This window comes from Amycolatopsis panacis (assembly GCF_003600245.1).
Lineage (GTDB): Bacteria > Actinomycetota > Actinomycetes > Mycobacteriales > Pseudonocardiaceae > Amycolatopsis > Amycolatopsis sulphurea.
The window spans coordinates 46634-70054 of sequence record NZ_QZFV01000072.1 but is presented as its reverse complement, the minus strand read 5'-3'; the positions used below and the strand labels follow the sequence as shown (position 1 = coordinate 70054).

Annotated in this window: 19 protein-coding genes, 2 tRNA genes and 1 pseudogene; 12 read left to right on the top strand and 10 right to left on the bottom strand. The window is 67.6% G+C overall.

The annotated features are described in order from the left end of the window. Positions 1-70 precede the first annotated feature (70 nt). From D5S19_RS11340 to D5S19_RS11320, 5 genes are all read left to right on the top strand, one after another. A complete protein-coding gene (locus tag D5S19_RS11340) occupies positions 71-724 on the top strand; it encodes a YdcF family protein (RefSeq protein WP_120023315.1) in 654 nt (217 codons plus the stop codon). A 41-nt stretch (positions 725-765) separates the two neighbouring features. Then, positions 766-2061: a deoxyguanosinetriphosphate triphosphohydrolase gene (locus D5S19_RS11335; protein ID WP_120023314.1), complete on the top strand. Its 1296-nt coding sequence runs from the start codon at positions 766-768 to the stop codon at positions 2059-2061. An 82-nt stretch (positions 2062-2143) separates the two neighbouring features. Continuing rightward, entirely contained in the window at positions 2144-3217 is a 1074-nt protein-coding gene (locus D5S19_RS11330; RefSeq protein WP_120023313.1) for a serpin family protein, read from the top strand. After that, positions 3214-5007 (top strand): glycosyl transferase, encoded by a 1794-nt coding sequence (locus tag D5S19_RS11325; protein ID WP_233573837.1) that lies wholly within the window; start codon positions 3214-3216, stop codon positions 5005-5007. The genes D5S19_RS11330 and D5S19_RS11325 overlap by 4 nt, the downstream gene beginning before the upstream one ends. Positions 5008-5076: 69 nt before the next feature. Continuing rightward, positions 5077-5643: a carboxymuconolactone decarboxylase family protein gene (locus D5S19_RS11320; protein ID WP_120023312.1), complete on the top strand. Its 567-nt coding sequence runs from the start codon at positions 5077-5079 to the stop codon at positions 5641-5643. A 20-nt stretch (positions 5644-5663) separates the two neighbouring features. Here D5S19_RS11320 and D5S19_RS11315 read toward each other — a convergent pair whose 3' ends face one another. Beyond that, positions 5664-6602 carry a sigma-70 family RNA polymerase sigma factor gene (locus D5S19_RS11315; protein WP_120023311.1) on the bottom strand — a complete coding sequence of 313 codons (939 nt, stop codon included), beginning with the start codon at positions 6600-6602 and terminating at the stop codon, positions 5664-5666. Positions 6603-6653: 51 nt separating this feature from the next. On the opposite strand from D5S19_RS11315, the gene dnaG reads away from it, so the two are divergent. From dnaG to D5S19_RS11300, 3 genes are read left to right on the top strand one after another with little or no spacing between them, the layout of a single operon-like run. Further along, positions 6654-8564: a DNA primase gene (gene dnaG, locus D5S19_RS11310; RefSeq protein WP_120023310.1), complete on the top strand. Its 1911-nt coding sequence runs from the start codon at positions 6654-6656 to the stop codon at positions 8562-8564. Position 8565: 1 nt separating this feature from the next. Further along, positions 8566-9087, top strand: coding sequence for a hypothetical protein (locus tag D5S19_RS11305; protein ID WP_120023309.1), 522 nt, complete (start codon positions 8566-8568; stop codon positions 9085-9087). A 40-nt stretch (positions 9088-9127) separates the two neighbouring features. Then, the gene (locus D5S19_RS11300; protein WP_120023308.1) at positions 9128-9895 is read left to right on the top strand and encodes a trans-aconitate 2-methyltransferase; all 768 of its coding nucleotides are present in this window, start codon (positions 9128-9130) and stop codon (positions 9893-9895) included. A gap of 101 nt (positions 9896-9996) precedes the next feature. Here the strand turns inward: D5S19_RS11300 and D5S19_RS11295 are convergent. Continuing rightward, positions 9997-10069 (bottom strand) — tRNA-Asn (locus D5S19_RS11295). A 162-nt stretch (positions 10070-10231) separates the two neighbouring features. On the opposite strand from D5S19_RS11295, the gene D5S19_RS11290 reads away from it, so the two are divergent. Together D5S19_RS11290 and D5S19_RS11285 are read left to right on the top strand one after the other, a co-directional pair. Next, positions 10232-10414: a hypothetical protein gene (locus tag D5S19_RS11290; RefSeq protein WP_147397372.1), complete on the top strand. Its 183-nt coding sequence runs from the start codon at positions 10232-10234 to the stop codon at positions 10412-10414. A 133-nt stretch (positions 10415-10547) separates the two neighbouring features. After that, positions 10548-10624 (top strand) — tRNA-Ile (locus D5S19_RS11285). Between the two features lie 59 nt (positions 10625-10683). On the opposite strand, the gene D5S19_RS33035 is transcribed toward D5S19_RS11285, so the two are convergent. Continuing rightward, positions 10684-10941 carry a hypothetical protein gene (locus D5S19_RS33035; RefSeq protein ID WP_233573836.1) on the bottom strand — a complete coding sequence of 86 codons (258 nt, stop codon included), beginning with the start codon at positions 10939-10941 and terminating at the stop codon, positions 10684-10686. Beyond that, positions 10922-11173, bottom strand: coding sequence for a hypothetical protein (locus D5S19_RS33030; protein WP_233573835.1), 252 nt, complete (start codon positions 11171-11173; stop codon positions 10922-10924). The genes D5S19_RS33035 and D5S19_RS33030 overlap by 20 nt, the downstream gene beginning before the upstream one ends. A 31-nt stretch (positions 11174-11204) precedes the next feature. On the opposite strand from D5S19_RS33030, the gene D5S19_RS33025 reads away from it, so the two are divergent. Continuing rightward, positions 11205-11480 carry a TylF/MycF family methyltransferase gene (locus tag D5S19_RS33025; protein ID WP_233573834.1) on the top strand — a complete coding sequence of 92 codons (276 nt, stop codon included), beginning with the start codon at positions 11205-11207 and terminating at the stop codon, positions 11478-11480. Between the two features lie 7 nt (positions 11481-11487). Here the strand turns inward: D5S19_RS33025 and D5S19_RS11275 are convergent, their stop codons facing one another. From D5S19_RS11275 to D5S19_RS11245, 6 genes and pseudogenes are all read right to left on the bottom strand, one after another. Next, positions 11488-11964 (bottom strand): NUDIX domain-containing protein, encoded by a 477-nt coding sequence (locus tag D5S19_RS11275; RefSeq protein ID WP_233573833.1) that lies wholly within the window; start codon positions 11962-11964, stop codon positions 11488-11490. A gap of 413 nt (positions 11965-12377) precedes the next feature. Continuing rightward, positions 12378-13385 (bottom strand): annotated as a pseudogene (locus tag D5S19_RS33020) (DUF4917 family protein). A 144-nt stretch (positions 13386-13529) separates the two neighbouring features. Beyond that, positions 13530-16763: a type I restriction endonuclease subunit R gene (locus D5S19_RS11260; RefSeq protein ID WP_120023303.1), complete on the bottom strand. Its 3234-nt coding sequence runs from the start codon at positions 16761-16763 to the stop codon at positions 13530-13532. Further along, complete coding sequence (locus tag D5S19_RS11255; RefSeq protein ID WP_199730446.1) at positions 16763-17878, bottom strand: restriction endonuclease subunit S; 1116 nt, start codon at positions 17876-17878, stop codon at positions 16763-16765. The genes D5S19_RS11260 and D5S19_RS11255 overlap by 1 nt, the downstream gene beginning before the upstream one ends. A 61-nt stretch (positions 17879-17939) precedes the next feature. Then, positions 17940-19523, bottom strand: a complete 1584-nt coding sequence (locus tag D5S19_RS11250; protein WP_233573832.1) for an HsdM family class I SAM-dependent methyltransferase — start codon at positions 19521-19523, stop codon at positions 17940-17942. A 56-nt stretch (positions 19524-19579) separates the two neighbouring features. Then, positions 19580-21469, bottom strand: coding sequence for a helix-turn-helix transcriptional regulator (locus D5S19_RS11245; RefSeq protein WP_233573831.1), 1890 nt, complete (start codon positions 21467-21469; stop codon positions 19580-19582). Between the two features lie 184 nt (positions 21470-21653). Here D5S19_RS11245 and D5S19_RS11240 point away from each other — a divergent pair, with 184 nt between their 5' ends. Continuing rightward, entirely contained in the window at positions 21654-23084 is a 1431-nt protein-coding gene (locus D5S19_RS11240; protein ID WP_120023300.1) for a Fis family transcriptional regulator, read from the top strand. Positions 23085-23421 lie beyond the last annotated feature (337 nt).

Genomic DNA, 23421 nt, shown 5'->3' with positions numbered 1-23421 from the left:
CCTTCACAGACCTCCGCGCGTCGCGGACCGGCTCCCGGGGTGGCGGCGCGGTTCTGCCAGGATGGCCGCCATGAGCGCGGCCGAACGGACGGGACCCACCGGGGCGAATTGGGCTCGCCGCATCGTTTTCGGCGGGGTTCTGGTGCTGGTGGCGGTCATCGCGGGGACCGGATTCCGCGTGTGGCAGGTGGCTCGGGACAACGACAGCGCGCGGGCCGACGTGATCGTCGTGCTGGGTGCCGCGCAGTACAACGGCAGGCCGTCGGAGATCTTCAGCGCTCGGCTGGAAAAGGCGCGGCAGCTGTACGCCGAAGGCGTGGCGAGGACCGTGATCACCGCCGGAGGCAAGAAAGCCGCCGACAACTTCACCGAGGCGCAGGCGGGAGCGCGGTGGCTGACCCGGCACGGCGTGCCGGCTGCGGCGACCCTCCCGGTCGGCGAAGGCAACGACACGTTGCAGAGCCTGCGCGCGGTTTCCGTCGAGCTGACCGCGCACGGCTGGCGTTCCGCGGTGCTGGTGAGCGATCCGTGGCATTCGTTCCGCTCGCGCACGATGGCGCGGGACCTCGGGATCGACGCCTGGACCTCGCCGACGCACAGCGGTCCGATCGTGCGGGAGCGCGGCACGCAGATCCGCTACATCTTCCGCGAGACCGGCGCCCTGCTGTTCTACGAGCTGGCCAAGACCCCCGCGGACGACCTGTTCGCCACGATGCTGGGCTGAATCGGGCGGAGATTGTCGGTCCGCGCGCTTAAGCTGGCCCGGTGAACGAGGGTTACCGCGAGCACGACCGCGCCCGGGTGCTGGCCGAGGCGGCCAAGGGCGCGGCGCTCGCCGGTGCGCGCCCGGACGGGCGCAGCGCGTTCGCCCGGGACCGTGCGCGGGTGCTGCATTCGGCGGCGCTGCGGCGGCTGGCGGGCAAGACGCAGGTGGTCGGCCCAGGGGAGGGGGCCGAGGTCAGCGGCGCGCCGCGGACCCGGCTCACGCATTCGCTGGAGGTCGCGCAGATCGGCCGCGGCATCGCCGAGGAGCTGGGCACCGATCCGGATCTGGCCGATACCGCCGGGCTGGCACACGACATCGGGCACCCGCCGTTCGGGCACAACGGGGAGCGGGCGCTGGATCTGGTCGCGCAGCCCTGCGGCGGGTTCGAGGGCAACGCGCAGACGTTGCGGATCCTCACCCGGCTGGAGCCGAAGGTGCTCGCCGCCGACGGCGCCCCGGCCGGGCTCAACCTCACCCGCGCCTGCCTTGACGCCACCACGAAGTACCCCTGGACCCGCCAGGCGGGCGACCCGAAATACGGCGTCTACCCGGACGATCAGCCGGTGTTCGACTGGCTCCGGGAGGGTGCCCCCGGCCTGCGCCGCTGCCTGGAGGCGCAGATCATGGACTGGTCCGACGACGTGGCGTACTCCGTGCACGACGTCGAGGACGGCGTGCTGGCCGGCCGGATCCGGCTGCGCGTGCTGGCCGATCAGGAGGAGCGCGCCGCGGTCGCCGAGGCCGCGGCGCGGCATTTCTCCACGCTCTCGGTGTCCACTTTGGAGGGTGCGGCAAAGGAGCTGCTCGACCTGCCGGTGGTCGCGGAGCTGGTGCACGCGCCCCCGGACGGCTCACTGGCGGCGCAGGTGGGGTTGAAACGGCTGACGAGCGAGCTGGTCGGCCGGTTCGCCTCCGCCGCGGTCACCGGCACCCGCAGCGCGTACGGCGAAGGCCCGCTCACCCGCTACGGCGCGCGCCTCGCGGTGCCCGATCAGGCGGCCGCGGAGGTCGCCCTGCTGAAGGCGCTGGCCCTGCGGTACGTGATGAGCGACCGCCGCCGCCTCGCCATGCAGGAGGGCCAGCGCGAGCTGATCACGGAGCTGGTCGCCGCCCTGTGCCGCCGCGCGCCGGAAGCCCTGGACCCGCTGTACATCCCGGCCTGGCACGGTGCTTCGGACGACGCCGCCCGGCTGCGCGTGGTCGTCGACCAGGTCGCGTCGCTCACCGATGCCCAGGCTTACGAATGGCATCGCTGGCACACCGGGCGGCACGGAACCCCGCCGACCGGTGGGTGATCGGCAGCCGGCTCGATTCCGGCCTCGACGTCCCAGGTCAGGGGAATCGGCACCGGCGCCGGGCAGGAGGTACGGTCGCGGCATGGGTCTCGACAGTCACCTCGACCTTGTGCTCTCGGTGCAGCGCGCGGCTGCGGGCGATGGTGGGGACGCGTGTTTCTCGCCGTACTCGATCGCGGGCGCGCTCGACCTGGTGGCACGCGCGGCGAAGGGGCGGACCTCGGACGAGCTGCGGGCGCTGCTCGGCGAAGGCCAGGACGAGTTGCTGCGCGCGGCTGCCGAAGTCGGCGACAGAGCGGAGCTCGCCGTGGCGAACACCCTGTGGGCCTCGGACCGCATCACGATCGACGACGCGTTTCTCGCAGACCTCGTGGCCCGGCCCGGTGGCAAGGCCGACACTGCGCCGTTCGCCACCGACCCGGGAGGCGCGCGTGAGCTGATCAACGCCGACGTCGACCGGACCACTCACGGCCTTGTCCCGCAGCTGCTGCCGGACGGCGCGATCCACGCGGACACCCGCGCCAGCCTGGTCAACGCGCTCTACCTCAAGGCCGGCTGGCGGCACCCGTTCCCCGAGCAGGCCACCGCGCCCGCGCCGTTCCATTCCCCGGGCGGCCCCCGCGACGTGCCGACGATGCACCTGGTGGAGACCGTCGGCTACGCGGACGAGGCCGGCTGGCAGGTGGTGACGCTCCCCGCGCAGGGCGGTGTCGAAGCCGTGATCCTCCTGCCCGGCGAAGACCTGGCCGCCGCCGAAGCGGGGCTCGACGGCCGGTTCCTGCAGCGCCTGCTGGACAGCCCGAGACGGCGGAAGGTCCGCCTCTCGCTGCCGAAGATCTCCCTCGACGTGCGCACCGATCTCGACCCGGCGTTGCATCGGCTCGGCGTGCGCGAGCTGTTCACCCCGGACGCCGACCTGACGGGCCTGAGCCCGGACCGCCCGCTGTGGGTGGACAGCGTGCTGCACCAGGCCGTGCTGCGGCTCGACGAGCAGGGCCTGGAGGGTGCCGCGGCCACCGCGGTCCAGATGCGCACGATGTCGCTGGTCGTGGCCGAACCGGTGGTGGTCACCGTGGACCGGCCGTTCCTGCTGTTCGTCCGGCACGCGGCCACCGGCGCGGTGTACTTCTCGGCCCGGGTGGTGCGCCCGGCGTGAGCCTGTTCCGCCCGGCGGTGCGGACCGAGCCGATCCCCGCCGCCGCACCGCGGATGCGCCGGTCCTGGGCAGACGCCGGCATCGTCGGTGGCTATCTGCTGTTCTCGATCGTGGTGTTCGGCGGGCTGTGGGTGAACCTCGGCCAGGGCTATCTGTGGAACAGCGCCTCGGACCAGAACCTGTGGGAGTGGTTCTTCTCGGTCACCGCGCATTCCGTGGCGCACCTGGAGAATCCGCTCACCACCGAGCTGCAGAACTTCCCGCTCGGCGTGAACCTGATGGCCAACACGGCCATGCTCGGCGTCTCGATCCCGCTCACCCCCCTCACGCTGCTCTTCGGGCCCACGTTCACCTGGGCCGTCGTGCTGACCGGCAGCCTGGCCGGCAGTGCCGCCGCCTGGTACTGGGTGTTCTCCCGGCACCTCGTCCGGTCTCGGGCCGCCGCCGTGATCGGCGGGGCGTTCGCCGGGTTCGCGCCGTCGATGATCTCCCACGCCAACGCGCACCCGAATTTCGTCGCCTGGTTCGTGCTGCCCTTCCTGGCACTCAAGGTGATCCACCTGGCCCGCGGCCACCGCCCGGTGCGCAACGGGATCTGGCTCGGCGTGCTGACCGCCTACCAGATCTTCCTCGGCGAGGAACTGCTGCTGATCTTCGTGCTGGGCTTCGCCGTCTTCGCGATCGCCTACTGCGTGTCCCGGCGGCGGGAGGCCCGGGCGATGCTGCGGCCGGTCGCGGCAGGCGGTGGGATCGCGTTGCTGGTCACGCTGGTGCTCGCCGGGTTCCCGTTGTGGTGGCAGTTCTTCGGCCCGCAGAGCTACGCCGGGCTGGCGCACGGCGAGGTCGGCAACGACACCGCCGCGTTCACCCGGTTCGCCACCCAGTCGGTCGCCGGCCAGCCCGAGGCGGCCGCCGCCGTGTCGATGAACCGCACCGAGGAGAACGCGTTCTTCGGCTGGCCGCTGATCGTGGTGATGATCGTGGTGACGATCTGGCTGTGGCGAGAGGCTGTCGCGCGTTCGCTGGCGATCTCGATGTTCCTGATGGCGTGGCTGTCCCTCGGCTCCGACATCACCGTGGTGGGGGAGGACACCGGTGTCGCGGGGCCGTGGCGGCTGCTGGCGGACCTGCCGTTGCTCGATACCCTGCTGGCCACCCGGCTGGCCTTGGCGTGTGTGCCCGCGGTCGCCGCGTTGCTGGCCATCGCCACCGACCGGGTGTTCGCCTTCCGGCCCGGCCTGGACGCCCGCCCGCTACCGGTGCGGTTGCTCTGGCTGGGTGCGGTGGCCGCCGTGCTGCTGCCGGTCGCGCCGATCCAGCTCGTGGTGCACAACCGGCCGGCGACCCCGGCGTTCTTCACGGACGGCACCTGGCGTGGCTACGTGGCCCGCGGCGGCACGGTGGTGCCGGTACCACTGGCCAGCTCGGGCGAGTCCGAACCACTGCACTGGCAGGTCGAGGCCGGTCTCGGGTATTCCATGCCGGAGGGGTACTTCGTCGGCCCGAGCGGGCCGGAGGACCGGCGTGGCCGCTATGGCGCCTACCAGCGGCCCACCTCTTTGCTGTTCGACCGGGTCCGCGATTCGGGGCAGGCACAGGGCGTCACCGAGGCCGCGCGGAACCAGGCGATCGCCGACCTGCGGTACTGGCACGCCTCCGTGCTGGTGCTGAGCCCACGCGACCACGCGGACGCCTACCGCGCCACCGTCGACCTTTTGCTGCGCAAGCCGGGCAGGTACATCGACGGCGTGTGGGTCTGGGACGTGCGGGCGTTCACCACCGGGAGCTGAGCGGGTCCTGTCACATCCCCGCCGTGCACTTCGTCCTCCTTGTGAACCCCTGGAAAAGGAGGACCCGACATGCCCCGTATTTCGGTCAAGCCGACTGCCGAAGCCGGCCTGCTGCTCAAGCTCGTCTACCGGATCGCCAAGCGGCGCTACGGCGCGGTGCCGGAACCGGTCACGGTCGCCGCGCACCACCCCGGCCTGCTGCGGACGAGCGTCGTGCACGAGCTGATGGCGGAGAAGGCCTCGACGCGGTTGCCGGTCAACGTGCGTGATCTAGCGGTGTACCGCGTGGCCACCCGGATCGGCTGCTCCTGGTGTGTCGACTTCGGCACCATGCTGCAAAAGCACGCCGGCCTGGACATCGACCGGCTCAAGCAGATCGACGACTACGCCACTTCGCCCGCGTTCACCCGCCCGGAACGGCTGGCGCTCGCGCTCGCCGACGCGATGTCCGGCGAGACGGTCACCGTCACCGACGAGCAGATCGCCGAGCTGGAGGCCGAGTTCGGCCGGGCCGGGGTGGTGGAGCTGACCTACCAGATCGCGCTGGAGAACTCGCGGGCGCGGATGAACAGCGCGCTCGGCATTGTCGACCAGGGCTTCACTTCGGGGGAGGCGTGCCGGGTGCCGTTGCCGTGAGGCGGCACTGTCCGGCCGCCTCAGGACGGCCGGGTGATGCGGGTCAGCTTGTCCGGGTTCACCACGTCGTAGATGACGGCGATCCGCCCGTCCCGCAGGCTCATGCCCTGCACGTGCTCGTCCAGCGGCAGGAAACCCTCGCGCCCGGGCGAGGACGGCACCCACATGCCGAGGTCGCCGTTGACCAGGACCGGGCCGCCACGGGTGAGCGCGCCCGGTTCGTACTTGCGCAGCAGGCCGAGGAAAAACCGGGCGACCTTGTCCGGCCCCGCCACCCGCTGGCGGGCGGTGCGGCCCTTGCCGTCGGAGTCGCCGATGAGGACCACGTCCGGGTGCAGCAGTTCGGTGACCGCGGCGAGATCGCCGGCCAGCAGCGCGGTGACGAACTTCTCGAGCACCTGCTGCTGCTCGGCCAGCTCCGCGCGCGGCGGCGGATCGGCCTGCGCCAGCGCACGCCGACCGCGCGAGCCGTGCTGGCGGGCGGCTGCCGCGGTGCAGCCGAGGACGTCCGCGATCTCCGCGAACGGCACGCTGAACGCGTCGTGCAGCACGAACGCCACACGCTGCTCGGGGGTGAGCTGGTCGAGCACGACCAGCGCCGCCATCCGCAGGCCGTCGTCGCGCACTGCGGCCTCCAGCGGATCCTCGCTCACCGGCGTGCCGTACGGCGTGACCACCGGTTCCGGCAGCCAGTTGCCCACGTACCGCTCCCGCCGCGTGGCCGCCGAACGGAGCCGGTCCAGGCAGATCCGGCCGACCACGGCGGTCAGCCAGCCGCGCAGATCGCGGATCGCCGTGCGGCGTTCGTCGTCGAGCCCGGCCAGTCGCAGCCAGGACTCCTGAACCGCGTCCTCGGCGTCCGCCCGGGTGCCGGTGAGCCGGTAGGCCACGCCGATCAGGTGCGCCCGGTGCCCGGTGAACTCGGTGGCGTACTGCTGGAGTGCGGGGGTGGCGGACATGGGTCCGAGTGTGCCGCACGGACGCGGGAGGGGGAGAACTAAGGTGGACGCGTGGCAGGACGGATTCGGGAGAGCGACATCGCGGAGGTGCGTGAGCGCAACCGGATCGACGAGGTCGTGGGAGAGTACGTCGCGCTGCGGCGGGCCGGTGGGGGCAGCCTGAAGGGCCTCTGCCCGTTCCACAACGAGAAGACCCCGTCGTTCAATGTGCGACCCACCCACGGGACCTTCCACTGCTTCGGCTGTGGCGAGGGCGGCGACGTCATCAAGTTCATCCAGAAGATCGACCTTGTGTCGTTCGTGGAGGCGGTGGAGCGGCTCGCCGACCGGGTCGGCGTCCGGCTGACCTACGAGGGCGGCGGCACCACCGTGCAGCGCGACCGCGGCACCCGGTCCCGGCTGATCGAGGCGCACCGCGCGGCGAGCGAGTTCTACATCGAGCAGCTGGTCACCGACGACGCACGGGCGGCCCGCGACTTCCTCTCCGAGCGGGGGTTCGATGCCGCGGCGGCCCGGCAGTTCGGCTGCGGGTTCGCCCCCGGCGGCTGGGACAAGCTCACCAAGCACCTGCTGGGCCGCGGGTTCGAGGTCAAGGAGCTGCTCGCTTCCGGGTTGTCGAAGGAGGGCCAGCGCGGGCCGATGGACCGGTTCCACCGGCGGCTGGTGTGGCCGATCCGCGACGTCGGCAACGACGTGGTCGGCTTCGGCGCCCGGCGGCTGTTCGACGACGACCGGATCTCCGCGAAGTACCTCAACACCGCCGAGACCCAGATCTACCGCAAGTCCCAGGTGATGTTCGGCCTGGACCAGGCCAAGCGGGAGATCGCGAAGCGGCACCAGGTCGTGGTGGTCGAGGGCTACACCGACGTGATGGCGATGCACGCGGCGGGCGTGCCCACCGCGGTCGCCTCCTCCGGCACCGCCTTCGGCGAGGACCACATGAAGGTGCTGCGCCGGCTGATGATGGACGACGACGCCTTCCGCGGCGAGGTGATTTTCACCTTCGACGGTGACGAGGCGGGCCAGAAGGCCGCGCTCAAGGCGTTCGAGGGCGACCAGACCTTCGCCGGGCAGACCTACATCGCGGTCGCGCCGGACGGGATGGATCCGTGCGAGCTGCGCATCGCGAAGGGCGACGGCGCGGTGCGCGATCTGGTGGCCCGCCGTACGCCGCTGTTCGAGTTCGTGATCAAGAGCATGCTCAAGCAGTTCGACCTGGACGCGGTGGACGGCCAGGTCTCGGCCCTGCAGAAGACGGTGCCGATGGTCGCCGCGATCAAGGACCGGGCCAGCCGCGACGGGTATGCCTCGAAGCTGGCCTGGTGGGTCGGCTGGCAGGACGTGGCGCAGGTGGTCAACCGGGTGCGCGGCGCGGCAGGCGCGGCGGCCCGGCGCGGCCCGGCCGAGCCCGCGCGGCGCCCGGCCGCCCGGCAGGAGGCCCCGGCACCCGCGCCGCAGGAGCAGGATCTGCCGCGGCCGGCGCCGAAGGACCCCCGGTTCCACGCCGAGCGCGAGGCCCTCAAGGCCGCGCTGCAGCAGCCGGCGATCGCCGGTCCGGAGTACGACTCGCTGCCCGAGGAGGCGTTCACGCATCCGGTGTACGTCGCGGTACACCTGGCCGTGCTGAAGGCGGGCGGGGCGGCGTCCGGGCTGACCGGCCCGGCACTGCTGGACGCGGCCGCGCAGCACTGTCGCGAAGGGACGGTCCGCCGCGTGCTCAGCGAGCTGGCGGTGGAACCTTTGCACGCCTTGGGGGAGGTGGATTCGCGCTACATCTCCGGGGTGCTCGCCGCGGTGCAGGAGAGCCTGGTGGGCAGGCAGATCGGAGAGATCAAGTCGAAGCTGCAGCGGCTCTCCCCGGTGGAGGCGCCGGACGACTACCGGGCGCTGTTCGGCGATCTGGTGGCGCTGGAGCAGTACCGGAAGTCGTTGCGCGAACAGGCTTCGAGCGGATGGGACTGACGTGGGACTGCTGAGCCGCTTCTTCGGCCGCGGGCTGCCCGAGGGTTTCCCGGGGGAGCTGGCCGAGGGCGAGGAGGTGATCGCCACGGCCGCGGTCGAGAGCGGCGGGCACCTCGTGGTCACGACGCTGGGCCTGTGGCTGCCCGAAGGCGACGGTGCGCGGCGGGTCGGCTGGCACCTGGTGGCCAAGGCGAGTTGGGGCGAGCAGGGTTTCACGCTGATCGAATCGCAGGAGACCGGCCACAGCGGTGCGGTGGTGATGCTGGCCGACCGCGAGCCGGTGCGATTCCGGCTGCCGGTGCCGGGCAAGGTCCCGCAGCAGGTGCGGCTGCGCGTGGACGGGTCGATCCGCGCCCGCCACCGCCAGGAGTTCCCGGACGGTGGCGCCTGGTTCGTGCAGCGCAAGGTGCCCGGCCGCGACGGCACCGTGCTGCAGGTGCGCCCCGATCCGGGCACCGATCCGGCGCTGGCCGAGGCGGTCGCGGCGGAGGCCGCGGAGAAGCTGGCCAACCCGCCGAAGTAGCAGTACGCTCGTACTTTTTGTGACTGTGCGGGAGGCGGCCATGTGGGATCCGGCGAAATACCTCGACTACGCGGATCTGCGGGCGCGCCCGTTCTTCGACCTGACCGGCCGGATCCCGGCCGTCTCGCCGCGGCGTGTGGTCGATCTGGGCTGCGGCCCGGGGAACCTGACCACGGAGCTGGCCCGGCGCTGGCCGGACACGGTGGTGGAAGCGTTCGACAGCTCGCCGGAAATGGTCGCCGCGGCCCGTGCGCGCGGGGTCGCCGCCGAGGTCGCCGACGTGCGGACCTGGTCGCCGGAACCGGACACCGACGTGGTGGTGTCGAACGCCGTCCTGCAGTGGGTGCCGGGCCATGACGAGCTGCTGCGCCGCTGGGCCGGGCAGCTGCCGCCCGGTGCCTACCTGGCCGTGCAGGTGCCCGGCAACTTCGGCGCGCCTTCGCACCGGATCGTGCGGGACCTCGCGGCCGGCCCGGCGTGGTCGGCCGAACTCGGCCCGGCCCTGCTGCGGGAGGAGGACGCCGTCGCCTCGCCGCGCGCCTACGCCGACCTGCTCGCCGACGCCGGATGTGCCGTGGACGCTTGGGAAACCACGTACACACAACCGCTGACCGGCCCGCGCGCCGTGCTGGAGTGGATCACCGGGACCGCCCTGCGCCCGGTCCGCGCGGCGCTTTCGGACGAACGCTGGGCTGCCTTCTGCGACGATCTGGCCCCGCTGCTGGACGAGGCCTACCCGGCCCGCCCGGACGGCACCACCTGGTTCGCGTTTCGGCGGATCTTCTTCGTCGCGCGCATCCCGGGGTGAGCCCCGTTCGCGGATTCGCTTGGCGGGGAAGGAAAACCTTCGTGGCGCCCCGGGTTTTACCCGGGACGCAACAAAGCCCAGGCCACTGGCCTGGGCTTGAGCTCCCCCGCTTGGACTCGAACCAAGAACCCTCCGGTTAACAGCCGAATGCTCTGCCAATTGAGCTACAGGGGAATGTCGCTCCGGCGCCGGATCTCTCCGGCTGATGGAAAGAACTGTAACGCATGCCTCGAAGCGTCCGCGCGCGGGGGGTGGGTCAACCGGCATCCCGCACGTCGCGGCGGTTTGCTGGACAATGGAGAGTCCGAAGCTCGACAGAGAAGAGGTGTGGCCGCCGTGAAGAAGTTCCTGCTGGGGGTGGGCGTGGGGTACGTGCTGGGCACCAAGGCCGGCCGGGGACGGTACGAGCAGATCGTGCGCACCTACCGGAAACTCATTGATCACCCGATGGTCCAGGGGGCCGCCGGGGTGGCCCGCGCGAAGCTGGGGGAGCGGACCGGACGGGGCCGTCGAGCTTGACCGGATCGCTGGGGATGGAGTGTGGCTCGGCTCGGTGATCGCGGGTACCGGCTGCGCGTCGGGCCGGGCGGAGCGCTGTGATAAGTTGGATCGAGCTGGGGCTGATGTGCATCTGCAAACGCGCCCCGGTCGCGGGCCGGTAGCTCAGTCGGTTAGAGCAGGGGACTCATAATCCCTTGGCCGCGGGTTCGAGCCCCGCCCGGCCCACCACCAGCAGTTTTCCAGTTTTCGAGTCCCTGGCAGAGGTTGAGTTCCAAGGGATTCACCACCTACGACGGGTAGCCTTCGGGGACCTCGTTCACGGTGAACCCGAGGGCGCATGCCGTCGTGAGGGTCTGCTTGCCGACGATCGTGTCGATGGTGGTTTTCGCAGGGGAGCCTTCGTTGATGGTGCCGGTCGCGAGGAACTGGTCGACAACCTGGTCCTCTACCTGGGCAGGCAGCCGCTGGCCGACCTGCTCTCCCTGGACGCGCTCTACCGGATGATCCTCAACGTGCCGGGCGTGATCATGGAGTTCGGTGTGCACCCGCCGCGGACGTCATCTCGCCGCCCTGACCGCGTTGCGCGGCGTGTACGAGCCATACAACCCGCACCGACGGATCATCGGCTTCGACACCTTCACCGGCTTCCCCGACGTGACCGACATCGACACGACGAGCCCCAGCGCCGTCGCAGGCCGGTTCTCGCTCACCGACGGCTACCCACACCACCTGCGCGACGCACTCGACGCCCACGAGCAGGGCGAACATCTCGGCCACATCAGGCGCACCCTGTATCGTCCAGGGCGACGTGCGCGAAACCCTCCCGCACTACCTGACGGACAACCCGCACACCGTCATTGCACTGGCCTACTTTGACCTCGACCTCTACGAACCCACCCGCGACACCCTCGACGCCGTCCGGCCGTACCTCACCAAGGGCAGCGTGCTCGCCTTCGACGAACTCGCCCACGCCAAGTGGCCAGGAGAAACCGCAGCCCTGCGCGACACCCTCGGCACCGACCACAGCACCCTGCGTACCCTGCCCGGCCGCGCCACCCCGACGTATCTGCGGTGGGGCGCGTAGCCGCAGCTCAGGCGGCTGCGCCCGCCTCGACCAGCAGAGCCTCCCGGTTGGCCAGGATGAACTCCTTCAACGCGGTCGGCTTCAAGTCGATCGACGCGAGATCGTCTCCCCGAAGGTCAACCCGGTCCAGGTCATACCCGCCGCGCGACGGGTCGCTGAACTCCGGGCCGCTGCGGTCCGACTCGTCCAGGCCGGCCAGCCGCGCCACAAAGAAGTGCTGCACAGCGACCCCACCGTCCGACGGCGAGCTGAACAGGAACACCTGCGAGGCATCCGTGGCCTTCGCGCCCAGTTCCTCCGCCAGCTCCCGGTACAGCGCCGCCTCCACCGAGGCGTCGGTGTCCTCGACACCGCCACCGGGCGCGGTCCAGTACGGCGCCTGCCCCGGCTTGGTCCGCTTGATCAACACCAACCGGCCGAGGTCGTCGATCAGAATCGCGCGCGCCGCGCGCCGTCCCACTGCCACCGTCAACTGATCCGTCACACCACCCAGCTTACGGCCGGCCATCCCATTTGATCGCAGTGGCCACATGATCGACGGCGGTCGTTACACCTTGGTGGGCGTTCTGCACCCGTTGAGTGATCGGTCAGCGAGTCAGGCGGGCCTTATGAGGATCGATCACGTCACTGCCGCCTGCCCAGGTCATTCCACACGCTGGGCACTTGACGTACCAGTCGTCACCCGGAGCACTGAAATCCAGTTCACCACGCTGCCCGGTGCCTGGACAATTATCCGGTGTATCAGCTTCTCGGGTAGTCATTCGTAATCCTCCTAATAATTGAGCTGACATATCTCGCACAGATAGAAAATGTTGTGAACGCTGCAGGTTTTACGCACGGCCATCTTCGCTTTATGGTTGTCCTGTCGGCGGGAATGGGCTGGACCAGACTTCGGGACTAGGCAAGACTAGAGGATTCCTGAATTGTCAGAGACGGGTCGCCCAGTGGGTGCGTGGTGCTGTCGAAGAAGCGCGCGTTCTCACCGAGCATCCTTGCGATGCGGGCCTTCTCCTGGATGATCCACTGGCGATCATCGGATGGGTAGATTGATACGGCGAACTCACGCGACACACCGTTTTTCAACGCGTCGACGATGTGCTTGTCTTCGTCGCTGAGCGAGTGACCGAAAATGACAGTGTTTCCCTCGTCGCGCCTGAGTGAGTCCAGACAGAATGTCAGGTACGGCGACCGCCCTATCGTTTGCAGCTTCGCCTTGGATGACCCCTCGCTGACGAACAGCGGCCGCTTGCTCGACTCTGGCGGGTAGTTTCGGGCCAGCGACAGCAGGTTCCCATCGTTGGCGTTGGTCCACTTTCCGTTGTTGCTATGATCGTCTTGTCAAAGGTGGATCGCGCCGTGGAGATGGTACATAGCGGTTCGAGACCCGACCTCCACATTTTCAGGGTCAAATGTCAGTCCTGGTTGGTTCCAGAAAAAGTCAATTATGCGTCGCCTTGTAATGCGAGCTGCTGAGTCTATGTGAGCCCAGTACATGCAGAGGTCGTAGTTTGTCGTATAGACGGCCATATGGTCCTGGATCACGCTGGCGATCTTGTCGAATCTGCCCTCGGTAAATCGGGGCCAGTCGATATGCGCACTATGGACTGCGCCGAATAGAGCGTCCCTTACTTGCTCGTACTGTGCATCGATAGCCTCAGTGGAGTTATCCAACGCTTCGGCCACCACATGAGCATGGTGAATTGCTTCCAGTACCATCTCGAAGTTGGTGACGTCGAGATCGGCGAAGACCGCCTTGGCGACCGTCGAGAGGTTCGCCCGTTCGTACAGGCTCGGGTAGGCGAAGCTGATCCACAAGTTGATGGAGGCACCGTTCCCGACAAGCAGAGTTGGCCATTTCGCGCTATTCTCGACATCGGTCCACTTTTCGAGCTTCGCGGTCTGCATAGCAGTATTCGCCATGGTCTCCTCCCACGGAGTTGATCCTGAACCCGTGTCCAGGCGCTCTCCCGAGCTCAGACTGGTTGACTCCTTTGCATGCACCTGGCGCCGCGGCAACAGGTGCGCCAGATGCGCCTGCCGTGCCGCCTGTCACAGCTCACGCTTGGTAGTGGACGCTGCGACATCGTTTGCATTGTTACCGTCCAAGACGTAGCGGGGTGCCATTGCTTCCATCTGCTCGATCACGAGCTTGATGGCTTCGGGCTGCTTGTCCGGCGGGTACTTGTACTTCACGAGCAGCCGCTTGATTGACGATCGGAGCTTGGCTCGGACATCGTCTCGCACCGTCCAGTCGGTCTTGACGTCGCGTCGCATGACCGCCACCAGTTCGCGCGCGATCTGGGCAAGCACGTCGTCGCCCTGGAGTTCAACGGCGGACTCGTTGGTGCTGACCGCGTCGTAGAACGCCAACTCGTCGTGGGACAGGGGCGGATCGAAGCGCTGGCCGCGGTTGCCCTCCGCGGCGACTTCCTTGGCCAGTTCGATGAGCTCGGCGATGACCTCCGCAGAGGTGAGCTGCTGGTTGGTGTACTTGCGCATCAGCTCGGAGATTCGCTCGGAGAACGCCCGCTGACGCACAAGGTTGTGCCGCGTGACGTGATCCGACTCCTCAACCAGCAGCGCGCGCAACGCTTCGATGGCGAGGTGCGGGTTCGACGCCGATTGGGCCTTGAGCTGGAACTCCGGCCCCAGATCGGACAGCGCCGGCTTCTGCAGACCAGCGGCGTCGTAGATGTCGATGATCTCACCGGACGCGGTTGAGGTGGCCACCAGCGCGGAGAGCATCCGCTGGATCTCCTCCGGCACGGGCTTGCCCTCGGCCTGCCGCTGTTGGGCGTCGAACTTGCCCATCCACACGCGGACTTCTTCGTAGAACCTCGCCGTGACGCGGAGGTGTTCGAGAGTCTGGTTGCCCGAACACAGCGCCCAAGCACGGGCCAGTTGGTTGGCCAACTTCCGGAAGCGGTCGCCGAGCGTCTCCTCGCCTTCCGGCACCTGGTTACCGGGGGTGGTGGGTGAGCGCAGGTAGTTGGTGAGCCCGTAGGCGGCCTTGACCCAACTCTTCGGACCTCCATCCAGCTTCGCCCGCCACGGGTACCCAGCGCACAGCTCGTCGAGGGAGGCGATGAGCGTGGTGGTGAGGTCGACAGCCTCGTCGATGTTCTTGCCGACCGGCTTCTTGGCCTGGTCGGTGTCGGTGTATTCGGCGAGCGCCCGGTTGAGGTTGTCCGCCAGGGGCGCGTAGGCGACGAGCAGGCCGTCCGGCTTGCCTCGGAAGGTGCGGTTCACCCGCGCCAGGGTCTGCATCAGCAGCGCGCCCTTGAGAGGGCGGTCGAGGTACAGCGTGTGCAGCGGTGGCGCGTCGAATCCGGTGAGCATCATGTCCTTGACCAGGACGATCTGAAGCTCGTCGTCCGCGTCACGAAGCCGCTTCTGGATGACCTTGTTCTGCCCATCACGCCGGACATGCTTGGCCACCGGCATGACGTCCTGAGCCGAGCCGGAGTAGACGACCTTGATTACGCCCTTGTCGACGGCGTCGTGGTGCCAGTCCGGCTTGAGCTTGATGATCTCGTCGTAAAGGTGGGCGCAGATCTCTCGGGTCGCGCCGACGATGAACGCCTTGCCGGGAGAGCCGATGAACTTGCGCATCTGCTCCGAGCGAGTCTCCCAGTGCCGGACGATGTCGGCCGCCAGTGCCTCCAGTCGTGCGGGCGCCCCGTACACCGCGTTGATCACAGCGACGGACTTCTCGATCTTGGCGCGCTCCACCTCGTCAAGCCCGAGAGTGGCCTCGTCCGCAGCCAGGTCGAGGTCCTCATCACTGACGTCCTTCGTCAACCCAACCTTGATCAGGCGCGGCTCGAAGTAGACCGGGACGGTCGCGCCGTCGTCGACCGCTCGGGTCAGGTCGTAGATGTCGATGTAGTCACCGAACACCTCTCGGGTGTTGCGGTCGTCGAAGGAGATCGGCGTTCCGGTGAACGCGATCAGCGCGGCGTTGGGCAGGGCGTCCTTGAGGTGCCGGGCGTAGCCGTCGAGGTCGTCGTAGTGGCTGCGGTGGGCCTCATCGGCGATGACGATGATGTTGCGGCGCTCCGACAGCAGCGGATGATCCAGCCCGGCGTCCTTCTCAGCCTTGCTAAGACCGAACTTCTGGAGCGTGGTGAAGTAGATGCCGCCCGTGGCGCGGCTGGCCAGTTCCTCACGCAGTTCCGCGCGGGTCGTCACCTTGATCGGGGACTCGCTCAGCAGACGGGATCGGTTGAACGCTTCGTACAGTTGCCCGTCGAGTTCCTTGCGGTCGGTCACGACGATGATGGTCGGGTTCTTGAGCTTCGGCTGTGCCGCCACGAGGTGGGCGTACAGCTCCATCTCCATCGACTTGCCCGACCCCTGGGTGTGCCACACAACGCCGGCCTTGCCGTTGCTCTCCACGGCGGCGACCGTCGACCCAACTGCTTTGGTGACCGCGAAGTACTGGTGAGGCTTGGCGATCCGCTTCGCGTACCCCTCGGCCCCGGCGTCGAACGCGGTGAAGTTCCGCTGCAACTGGAGGAACCGCTCGGGGTTGAACACCCCCTCAATCAGAAACTCCAACTCGGTGCCGAGGTGCACATCATCGAGCGGCTCGCCAAGCCTCACCGGCTTTCCGTCGTCATCGACGTTCCAGGGCGAGTAGTGGTTCAACGGCGTGAACGGCGTGCCATAGCGTGCTGTAATGCCGTCGCTGATCACGGTCACCACCGCGAACCGGAACGCCATCGGGAACTCACGCAGGTAGGTCGCCAACTGGGCATGCGCGGCGTCGAGGTCGGCCTTGGCCGCACCTGCCCGCTTCAGCTCGAAGATCGCGACCGGCATGCCGTTGAGGTAGAGCACGACATCGAAGCGGCGCTCGACCTCCGCCGTGCGAACGGTGACTTGGTTGACCGCGAGCAGCTCGTTGTCGCCGACCTGGTGGCTGACTAGCCGGATGGTCGGATTCTGTTCGACGCCGTCGGCGTCGATGTAGCTGATCCCGCGGTAGCCCTGAGTGCAGATCTGGTGCAGCCGGTAGTTCTCCGCGATTGCGTCCTGCGAGGTCGGCTGGATGATCTCCGCCAGCGCCTGCTCCAGGTACTCCGCCGGCACCTGCGGGTTCAGATCCCGCATCTTGGCCAGCATCCGCCCAGGAAGCACGACGTCATCCCACGACGCGCGGCCGTTGTCAGCGCCTGGCGCGACAGCGATCCCTGGGAGCGGCTGCCACTCCTGCTCGGCGAGCGTCTCCAGCGCGACGCCCTCCCACTCCGCCTCGCTGAACCCCGGTTGCCCCGCCATCACACAGTCCCCTCCACGCCCTTCTCGGCGTCACGCACACGGACCTTTCCCGACATCAGCAAGGGAAGTAGTTCATCCCGGGTCGCAGCGAGTTTTCTTGATTCTGAAACAGCTTGTTGCGACGATGACAGGATCGGGGCAATTCGCTCTTCGATAGCCAGCCATTCCTGGTCGTTGAGCTTTGGCACCCGAACGTGCTCGAACGTGCTCATCGTGATGGTGTCGAACACCGATCCGTGAGCCATGGACCGGGCCTGGTTCGCCGCATCTTCGACGGTGAAGAACAGGCACGATGTGGGAATCGCACTCGGGACGAAGCCATAGCAGGACTGGTTTATAGAGGCAGGGACTCCCAGTCGGGCGACCGCTCCGACTGTGCCTCGTGCGGTCAACACCACCGTACCGATGGGCAACGTTCGCGTCCTAGCTTTCGAGGCGGCGAGCTCTGTAATGGATTCCAATGTCGAGAGGATGACACCGTGCTTTGCGTTGGCTACATCTTTCGCCGAGGCCCAGGCGACTGATCCATTCCACAGTGACTCGTCGGACCGAGTTGGCGTACCTCCGAGGATGGGGTTGAGAACCCCCGACATCGAGATTCTGGGTTTTCCTAGCAGAATCTCGATGTACACCGTGCGCGCCAGTTCGAGAGCAGTAGCCGCCAAGTGGTCGTTGGCGGCGATCTTTGAATCGAGCGCCCCTAGAATTTCAGCAATGGCTTGCTGTTCGACCAAGGAAGGCAGCAGCAATTCAAGCCCCTTGGCAGACTTGACATTAAAGTGCTGCTGCACGGCCCCCACGAGATGCCCGGCAATATGGCTATCGGTCACCCAGTTGAGGTAATAGCTCAGCCACCGCGCGTCCAAGTTTGGCCCAGGTCGCGTAATAACGAGATCGGAGCAGTTGGCCGAGTTGAGCCAATCTGGCACCACTGACGTTTGCCCCGGCTTGCCCGTGCGAACCGTAACGACATCACCGGGACGCAGCTGCGACTTCTTGAGCTTAGCGTGAAAAGCATCGTCGATATACTTCATATCGTCGATATCGATACGGTGAGGGCGAACATTCTGCGACCGGAGAAATGGGACCCCGGAGTCTTGATACTCTTGCGCCATCGAGCCAACGTGACCAACGGTAACCTCTGAAGCTACCTCTCCGAGTAGGACCCTCCGCCACTCATGCATCGATTCGCTCCAACTGGTCGCGGACGACCTTTTCCAAGCGTGCCGACTCGTCGAAGATCGCCACCAGCTCCTTGGTCAGGCGCTGGATCTTGTCATGGATGGGTTCGCCGTCGTCTTCGACTTCGGCGGCTCCGACGTAGCGGCCTGGAGTAAGGGCGTAGTCGGTGGCCTTGATGTCGGGCAGGCCCACCGACTTACAGAAGCCGGGGATGTCCTCGTAGATCAGGTGCTTCTGTGCGGCGGAACGGGTGCCGCGCCATGCGTGGTAGGTATCGGCGATTTTGGCGATGTCCTCGTCAGACAGGGCGCGTTCAGCGCGGTCGACCATGTAGCCGAGTTCGCGGGCGTCGATGAACAGCACCTGGCCGTATCGGTCCACCGCACCGTGCTTTCCGGCGCGCTTGTCCTTGGTGAAGAACCAGACGCAAACCGGGATGCCGGTGCTGCGGAACAGTTGTGTCGGCAACGCGACCATGCATGAGACAAGGTCGGCCTCGACGATCTGGGCGCGGATGGCGCCTTCGCCGTTGGAGTTCGACGACATCGAGCCGTTCGCCATGACAACGCCAGCACTGCCGCCGGGGGCGAGCTTGTACAGGATGTGCTGAATCCAGGCGTAGTTGGCGTTGTTGGCGGGCGGGACGCCGAACTTCCAGCGTGGGTCTTCGGTGTTGCGAGACCAGTGCTTGATGTTGAACGGCGGGTTGGCCATCACGTAGTCCATCTGGACGTCCGCGTGCTGGTCGCGGGCGAAGGTGTCGCCCCACCGCGCCCCGAGGCCCTTGTTATCGATGCCGTGGATGGCGAGGTTCATCTTCGCCATCCGCCACGTCTCCTCCAAGCTCTCCTGGCCGTAGATGGCGATGTCCTTGGGGTCGCCGTTGTGTTCGTAGATGAACTTCTCGGTCTGCACGAACATGCCGCCCGAGCCGCAGCACGGGTCGTACACCCTGCCGCGTGAGGGCTCCAACACCTCGACGATCACTCGGACAACACTGGGCGGGGTGAAGAACTCGCCGCCCCGCTTGCCCTCCGATCGTGCGAAGTTGCCGAGGAAGTACTCATAGACCTCGCCCATGAGGTCCCGGGCGCGGTGCTCGCCCTGGCGGCTGAACTTGGTGCTGTTGAACAGGTCGATCAGCTCGCCGAGGCGGCGCTGGTCGATGTTGTCCTTGTTGTAAAGGCGCGGCAGCGTGCCTTGGAGCGAGGGGTTGGTCTTCATGACGAGATCCATCGCCTCGTCGATGAGCTGGCCAAGGTTCTTGGCGGGCTCGGAGCCTTCGGCGGGCTTGCCCTTGGCGTACTGGGCGAGGTAGGACCACCGGGCGGTGGGCGGTACGACGAAGACTCCGTACCCCTGGTACTCCTCGGGGTCGTCGATCAGGTCGGCGATCTGCTCTTCGTCGTAGTCCTGTGCCGTCAGATCGGCGTGGATGGCCTCGCGGCGTTCGTCGTAGGCGTCGGAGACGTACTTGAGGAACACTAGGCCGAGGATGACGTCCTTGTACTGGTTCGCGGACAGCGAGCCGCGGAGCCGGTCGGCGGCCTTCCAGAGGGTGTCCTTCAGCTCCTTCATTGTCGACGGTACCGACGGTTCCTTCTTCGTGCGGGGAGGCATGCTGCCCGTCCTTCCTACTGCGTTGTCCGCGTGGTGAGAGTCACCGCGCCGGCGGCGACTCCGTCGATCATGGCGGTGACGAGATCCCGTGTTGCGTCCAGGTGCCGCCGCAGGGTGGTCTCGTGGTTCACCGCAGCGAGAAGCGCCTCTTCCAGCCGCTCCACCTCGGAGGTGTCGAGGATCGGCACGCTCCAGGTCTGCCACTCGGTGGGCTCGTTCGGCAGCCGGTTGATGATCGCCGCCACCGCGTGGGGGCCGATTCCCGCTTGCGAACTGATCCGAAGGATCTTCGACGGGGAAGCCACCAGCGATCCGCCGTGGTCGTCGACCGTCGCGATCGGGCGTGGCCGTTCCGCGAATACCACATCCCCCGGATCTGTTCGGACCGCGCGCGGGTATAGCCGCGCAGCATCGAACGGGTCGAGGCGTGCAGTGCCGTGTGGGTTGGTCGCGGACAGGACCGCGACGGAACCGGCCGGATTGCCGTGACTGCGGTCGATGCGGCTGCCGCGGAGCACCCGCACGTGTCCCAGGTCTTTCAGTTCGCCCAATGACCGCCTGCGCAGCAACATCGCGCCGGGGGCACGTTCGGCCAGGACGTCGAAGGGCTGGATCGGCTCGCTCGTCACCAGGGTGGCCGCATTGATGACGGCGAGGTGCCGCTCGATCTCCGTCGTCGCGAGCCGCAGTGCTCGCACCCCACGGGGCACGACGACGGTGCGGGCACTCAGGATCGGCGGGAGGTCGTGCGGGCGAAGGTAGCGGAAGGCACGACCTCGCATGGCGGCCAACGCGCCGGTCACGTCGGAGGCGAGGTCGCCCAGGTCCAGCTCGTCTCGGGTGAACGCGGCTAGGTCGGCGACCAGCGGCCGTTGCATGGACCCTCCGGTCGCGCAAACCCACAGGCCCAGCGCCTGCCGGTGCGCCTCACGCCACATGCCCCGAGGAAGGCGCAGCGCGACGGCGAGGCTCTCCGAGCGGAGAGTCTGCGCTCGGTGCCGCTCCTGCTGTCCCTGTAGCTCGTCACACAGAACGCCAGCCGGGCCGATGATGATCCCGAGTTCACCCTCGCCGAGATCGAGCACGAGGTTGTCGACCAGGTCGAGCACCTCGTCGGCGGGCCTGCCGATGGCCGACAACACTCGGACGCCAGGGCCTGCCGCGTCGTCGACGGTCTCGATCTCGCGAATCACCGCCCTGCGTCTGATGTCCCGCAACTCCGGAGTGCCGCCGGGCACCACGAGATGGGTGAAGGTGTCAGCAAGCGCGAGCGTCACGCTCGACGCCGGACCGACGTGCACGAGCGGCACGCCCTCGGGGTCAAGGTGGAGGGCGCAGGCTTCGGCGACGGCATGGATGAGGTCGACTGCGTCGGAGGTGAGATCACGAGTGCCCAGCGTCCGCGCGGCCCTTCCTTGTTCCAGCCGGTCGAGTGCCTCGCGCGGGCCGTACGACGCCTCAACCAGGTCATCGATGAATCGCAGCGTGCAGACGGCCGGCACGGAAGCCTCCACCTCGCGGAACAGCACCCGGTCGTCGGGATCGACACCGCGCGCCAGGGTGGTGCGGTTCTCCGCTGTCGTGTCCGCCAGTTCCTCCCCTGTCAATACTGCGAGGCAGAGCCACGTGACGAGTTCATCCAGGGGCACGTCATCGGGCACGCTCAACGCTGGTGCGTCGAAATTCGCCTCGCGGTTGTTACCTCGGCCAGTGCGCGCCAGCCACTCGACGACGTCTTCGCGGCGGAAGCGCTCCATCCCGCCCGAGACCTCGACAGGGGCGGGGAAGGGCACATGCAGACCGCGGACGCGCGGCCGGTTGCGCCACATGCTCACGACCGGACGACGGACACGAGCAAGATCAGCGACGTCCTGCAACGTCAACGTAGGCCCCCCACCTGCCACGACACACCTCCTCGGTCTATCCGCCGACTCACGACACAGAGAGTATCGAGAACGGCCAATGTCGCGGGTAGGGGAAGTGATAACCCCGCTTATCCACGTTCATGAGCGACAACGCTTCCGGACATGGCTCAACCTGTGTAGGCCCGCTGTCGATCATCGGCAGCGCTTCCCGCAGGAGAACCCAATGACCCAGCACATCAAGCACCCAGCCCACTTCGACAACGACGCCACAGCGGTCGTCATCGAGCGACTGACGATCCACGACCGCGAGGTCGCACGAGAGGCCCAGCGCTGGGTCTCCGGCGAGCGCGGCCCGCTCGTGGAGAACCTCGGCACCCTCGCCGGCGCCGACCTGACCAACTACGTCACCGAGGCTGTACGCATCGGCGCGCATGCACTGAGCGTGACCGGACAGGCCCAAGAAGCTCAGGCACTCGAACGACTGCTGAAGGACGTCGGAGACAAGACCGCCCACTCCACCGCCCAGGCAGCCGAACTCACGGCGCGAGCAGTGAAGGAAGCGTCCGAAGCCGTCATGGCGGCGGCCCGTGACGCCAAGACGACCATCACCGACGCGGACACCCAGAGCCGCAAGGAGCTCACCATGGCGGTAATGACGGCGAAGCAGGACCTCAACACCGAACTGCGCCGCATCTTCGCCGGTGAGAACCCCGAACTTGTCGAACGCCTCCAGCCGGTGCTCGACAAGTTCAGCACCGATCTCGACGCGAAGGTGAGCGCTGGAACGGCCGAACTGCTGGCCAAGGCCGCGCGGCAGTTCGACCCGTCCGACCCGACTTCCCCGATGGCCAAGCACGCCGCCGAACTCACCGCCCAGCAGGATCAGCTCACCGAGCAACTGGCCAAGCAACACGCCGAGTTGACGAGCAAGATCGAGGAGGTGTCGACCGTGCTGCGCGTCCACGAGGCCACGACCGCCCTCGCCAAGGTGACGCCGATCAAGGGCGAGTCCTACGCAGGCTCGGTGCATACCGTGCTGACGGGCATCGCCGCCGGGCTCGGCGACGACTACACGGACACCAGCACGACCACGGGCCGCCTGCCCCGCTGCAAGAAGGGCGACGGTGTGCTGAGCCTGAACGACGGCGCCGCCCGCGTCGTCATCGAGATGACCGACTCGTCGCGCACCGGCTGGACCGACTACTTCGCCGAAGCCGAGCGCAACCGTGATGCCGTCGCCTCGCTGGGCCTCGTCCGCACCATCGACCAGAACGGCGGGCAGGCCCTCCGTGTGATCGGCGCGCAGCGGCTCGTGCTGGCCTTCGACCCCGACAACGACAGCCTTGACCTCCTGCGCACCGTGATCATGCTCTTGCGCACGACCGCCATCGCGACGGCAAGCCGCAAGGGCGTCCATCAAGTCGCCACGGCCGAGGAGAAGATCGCCGAAGCGCTCAACCACCTGGTGAAGATCGACTCGGTCAAGAAGCTGTCCGCCACGATCCAGAAGTCGGCGACGAAGATCGACAGCGAGTGCACCACCCTGAATTCGGCCGTCCGGCGCCTGCTCGACGAGGCGCTTGTTGCACTGGCCGGTGCTCACGCGACCGGTCCCGAACTCGTCAGCACGGCCGAGTCCCACGGTGCCGCGTGACTCACTTTAGGCGACGTTGGGGTGGCAACGTCGCCCCAACGTCGTGCTGAGGTCGTAGGACGGGAGGATGGCTGGGTTGACGAGAAGGGTCAATTGGAGGAGAGCATCCGACCGTGTGGCAACGTCTCCTGGGCTGCACCTTGTTCGATTGGCTCCTGGTCGGTGATGGTGTGTTCCCACCAGTTAGTTCCGAACCACAAAGGAAGCAAGCATGATGGCGCTCTCTGAATAGGGCCAGTCCTGCTCTCTGAAGTTCCCCAGTTGGGGTGTCCTGTCGGCGCGTCGTTTGTGCTGGTCAGCGGCCTCGGGGTGACGGTTTCGGTGTTGATCACCGTGA

Bases quoted from the DNA above. Each gene is read 5' to 3' on its own strand.
- D5S19_RS11340 (WP_120023315.1), top strand. From the start codon at position 71: ATGAGCGCGGCCGAACGGACGGGACCCACCGGGGCGAATTGGGCTCGC.
- D5S19_RS11330 (WP_120023313.1), top strand. From the start codon at position 2,144: ATGGGTCTCGACAGTCACCTCGACCTTGTGCTCTCGGTGCAGCGCGCG.
- D5S19_RS11320 (WP_120023312.1), top strand. From the start codon at position 5,077: ATGCCCCGTATTTCGGTCAAGCCGACTGCCGAAGCCGGCCTGCTGCTC.
- D5S19_RS11315 (WP_120023311.1), bottom strand. From the start codon at position 6,602: ATGTCCGCCACCCCCGCACTCCAGCAGTACGCCACCGAGTTCACCGGG.
- D5S19_RS11300 (WP_120023308.1), top strand. From the start codon at position 9,128: ATGTGGGATCCGGCGAAATACCTCGACTACGCGGATCTGCGGGCGCGC.
- D5S19_RS11260 (WP_120023303.1), bottom strand. From the start codon at position 16,763: ATGGCGGGGCAACCGGGGTTCAGCGAGGCGGAGTGGGAGGGCGTCGCG.
- D5S19_RS11255 (WP_199730446.1), bottom strand. From the start codon at position 17,878: ATGGCGCAAGAGTATCAAGACTCCGGGGTCCCATTTCTCCGGTCGCAG.
- D5S19_RS11250 (WP_233573832.1), bottom strand. From the start codon at position 19,523: ATGAAGGAGCTGAAGGACACCCTCTGGAAGGCCGCCGACCGGCTCCGC.
- D5S19_RS11240 (WP_120023300.1), top strand. From the start codon at position 21,654: ATGACCCAGCACATCAAGCACCCAGCCCACTTCGACAACGACGCCACA.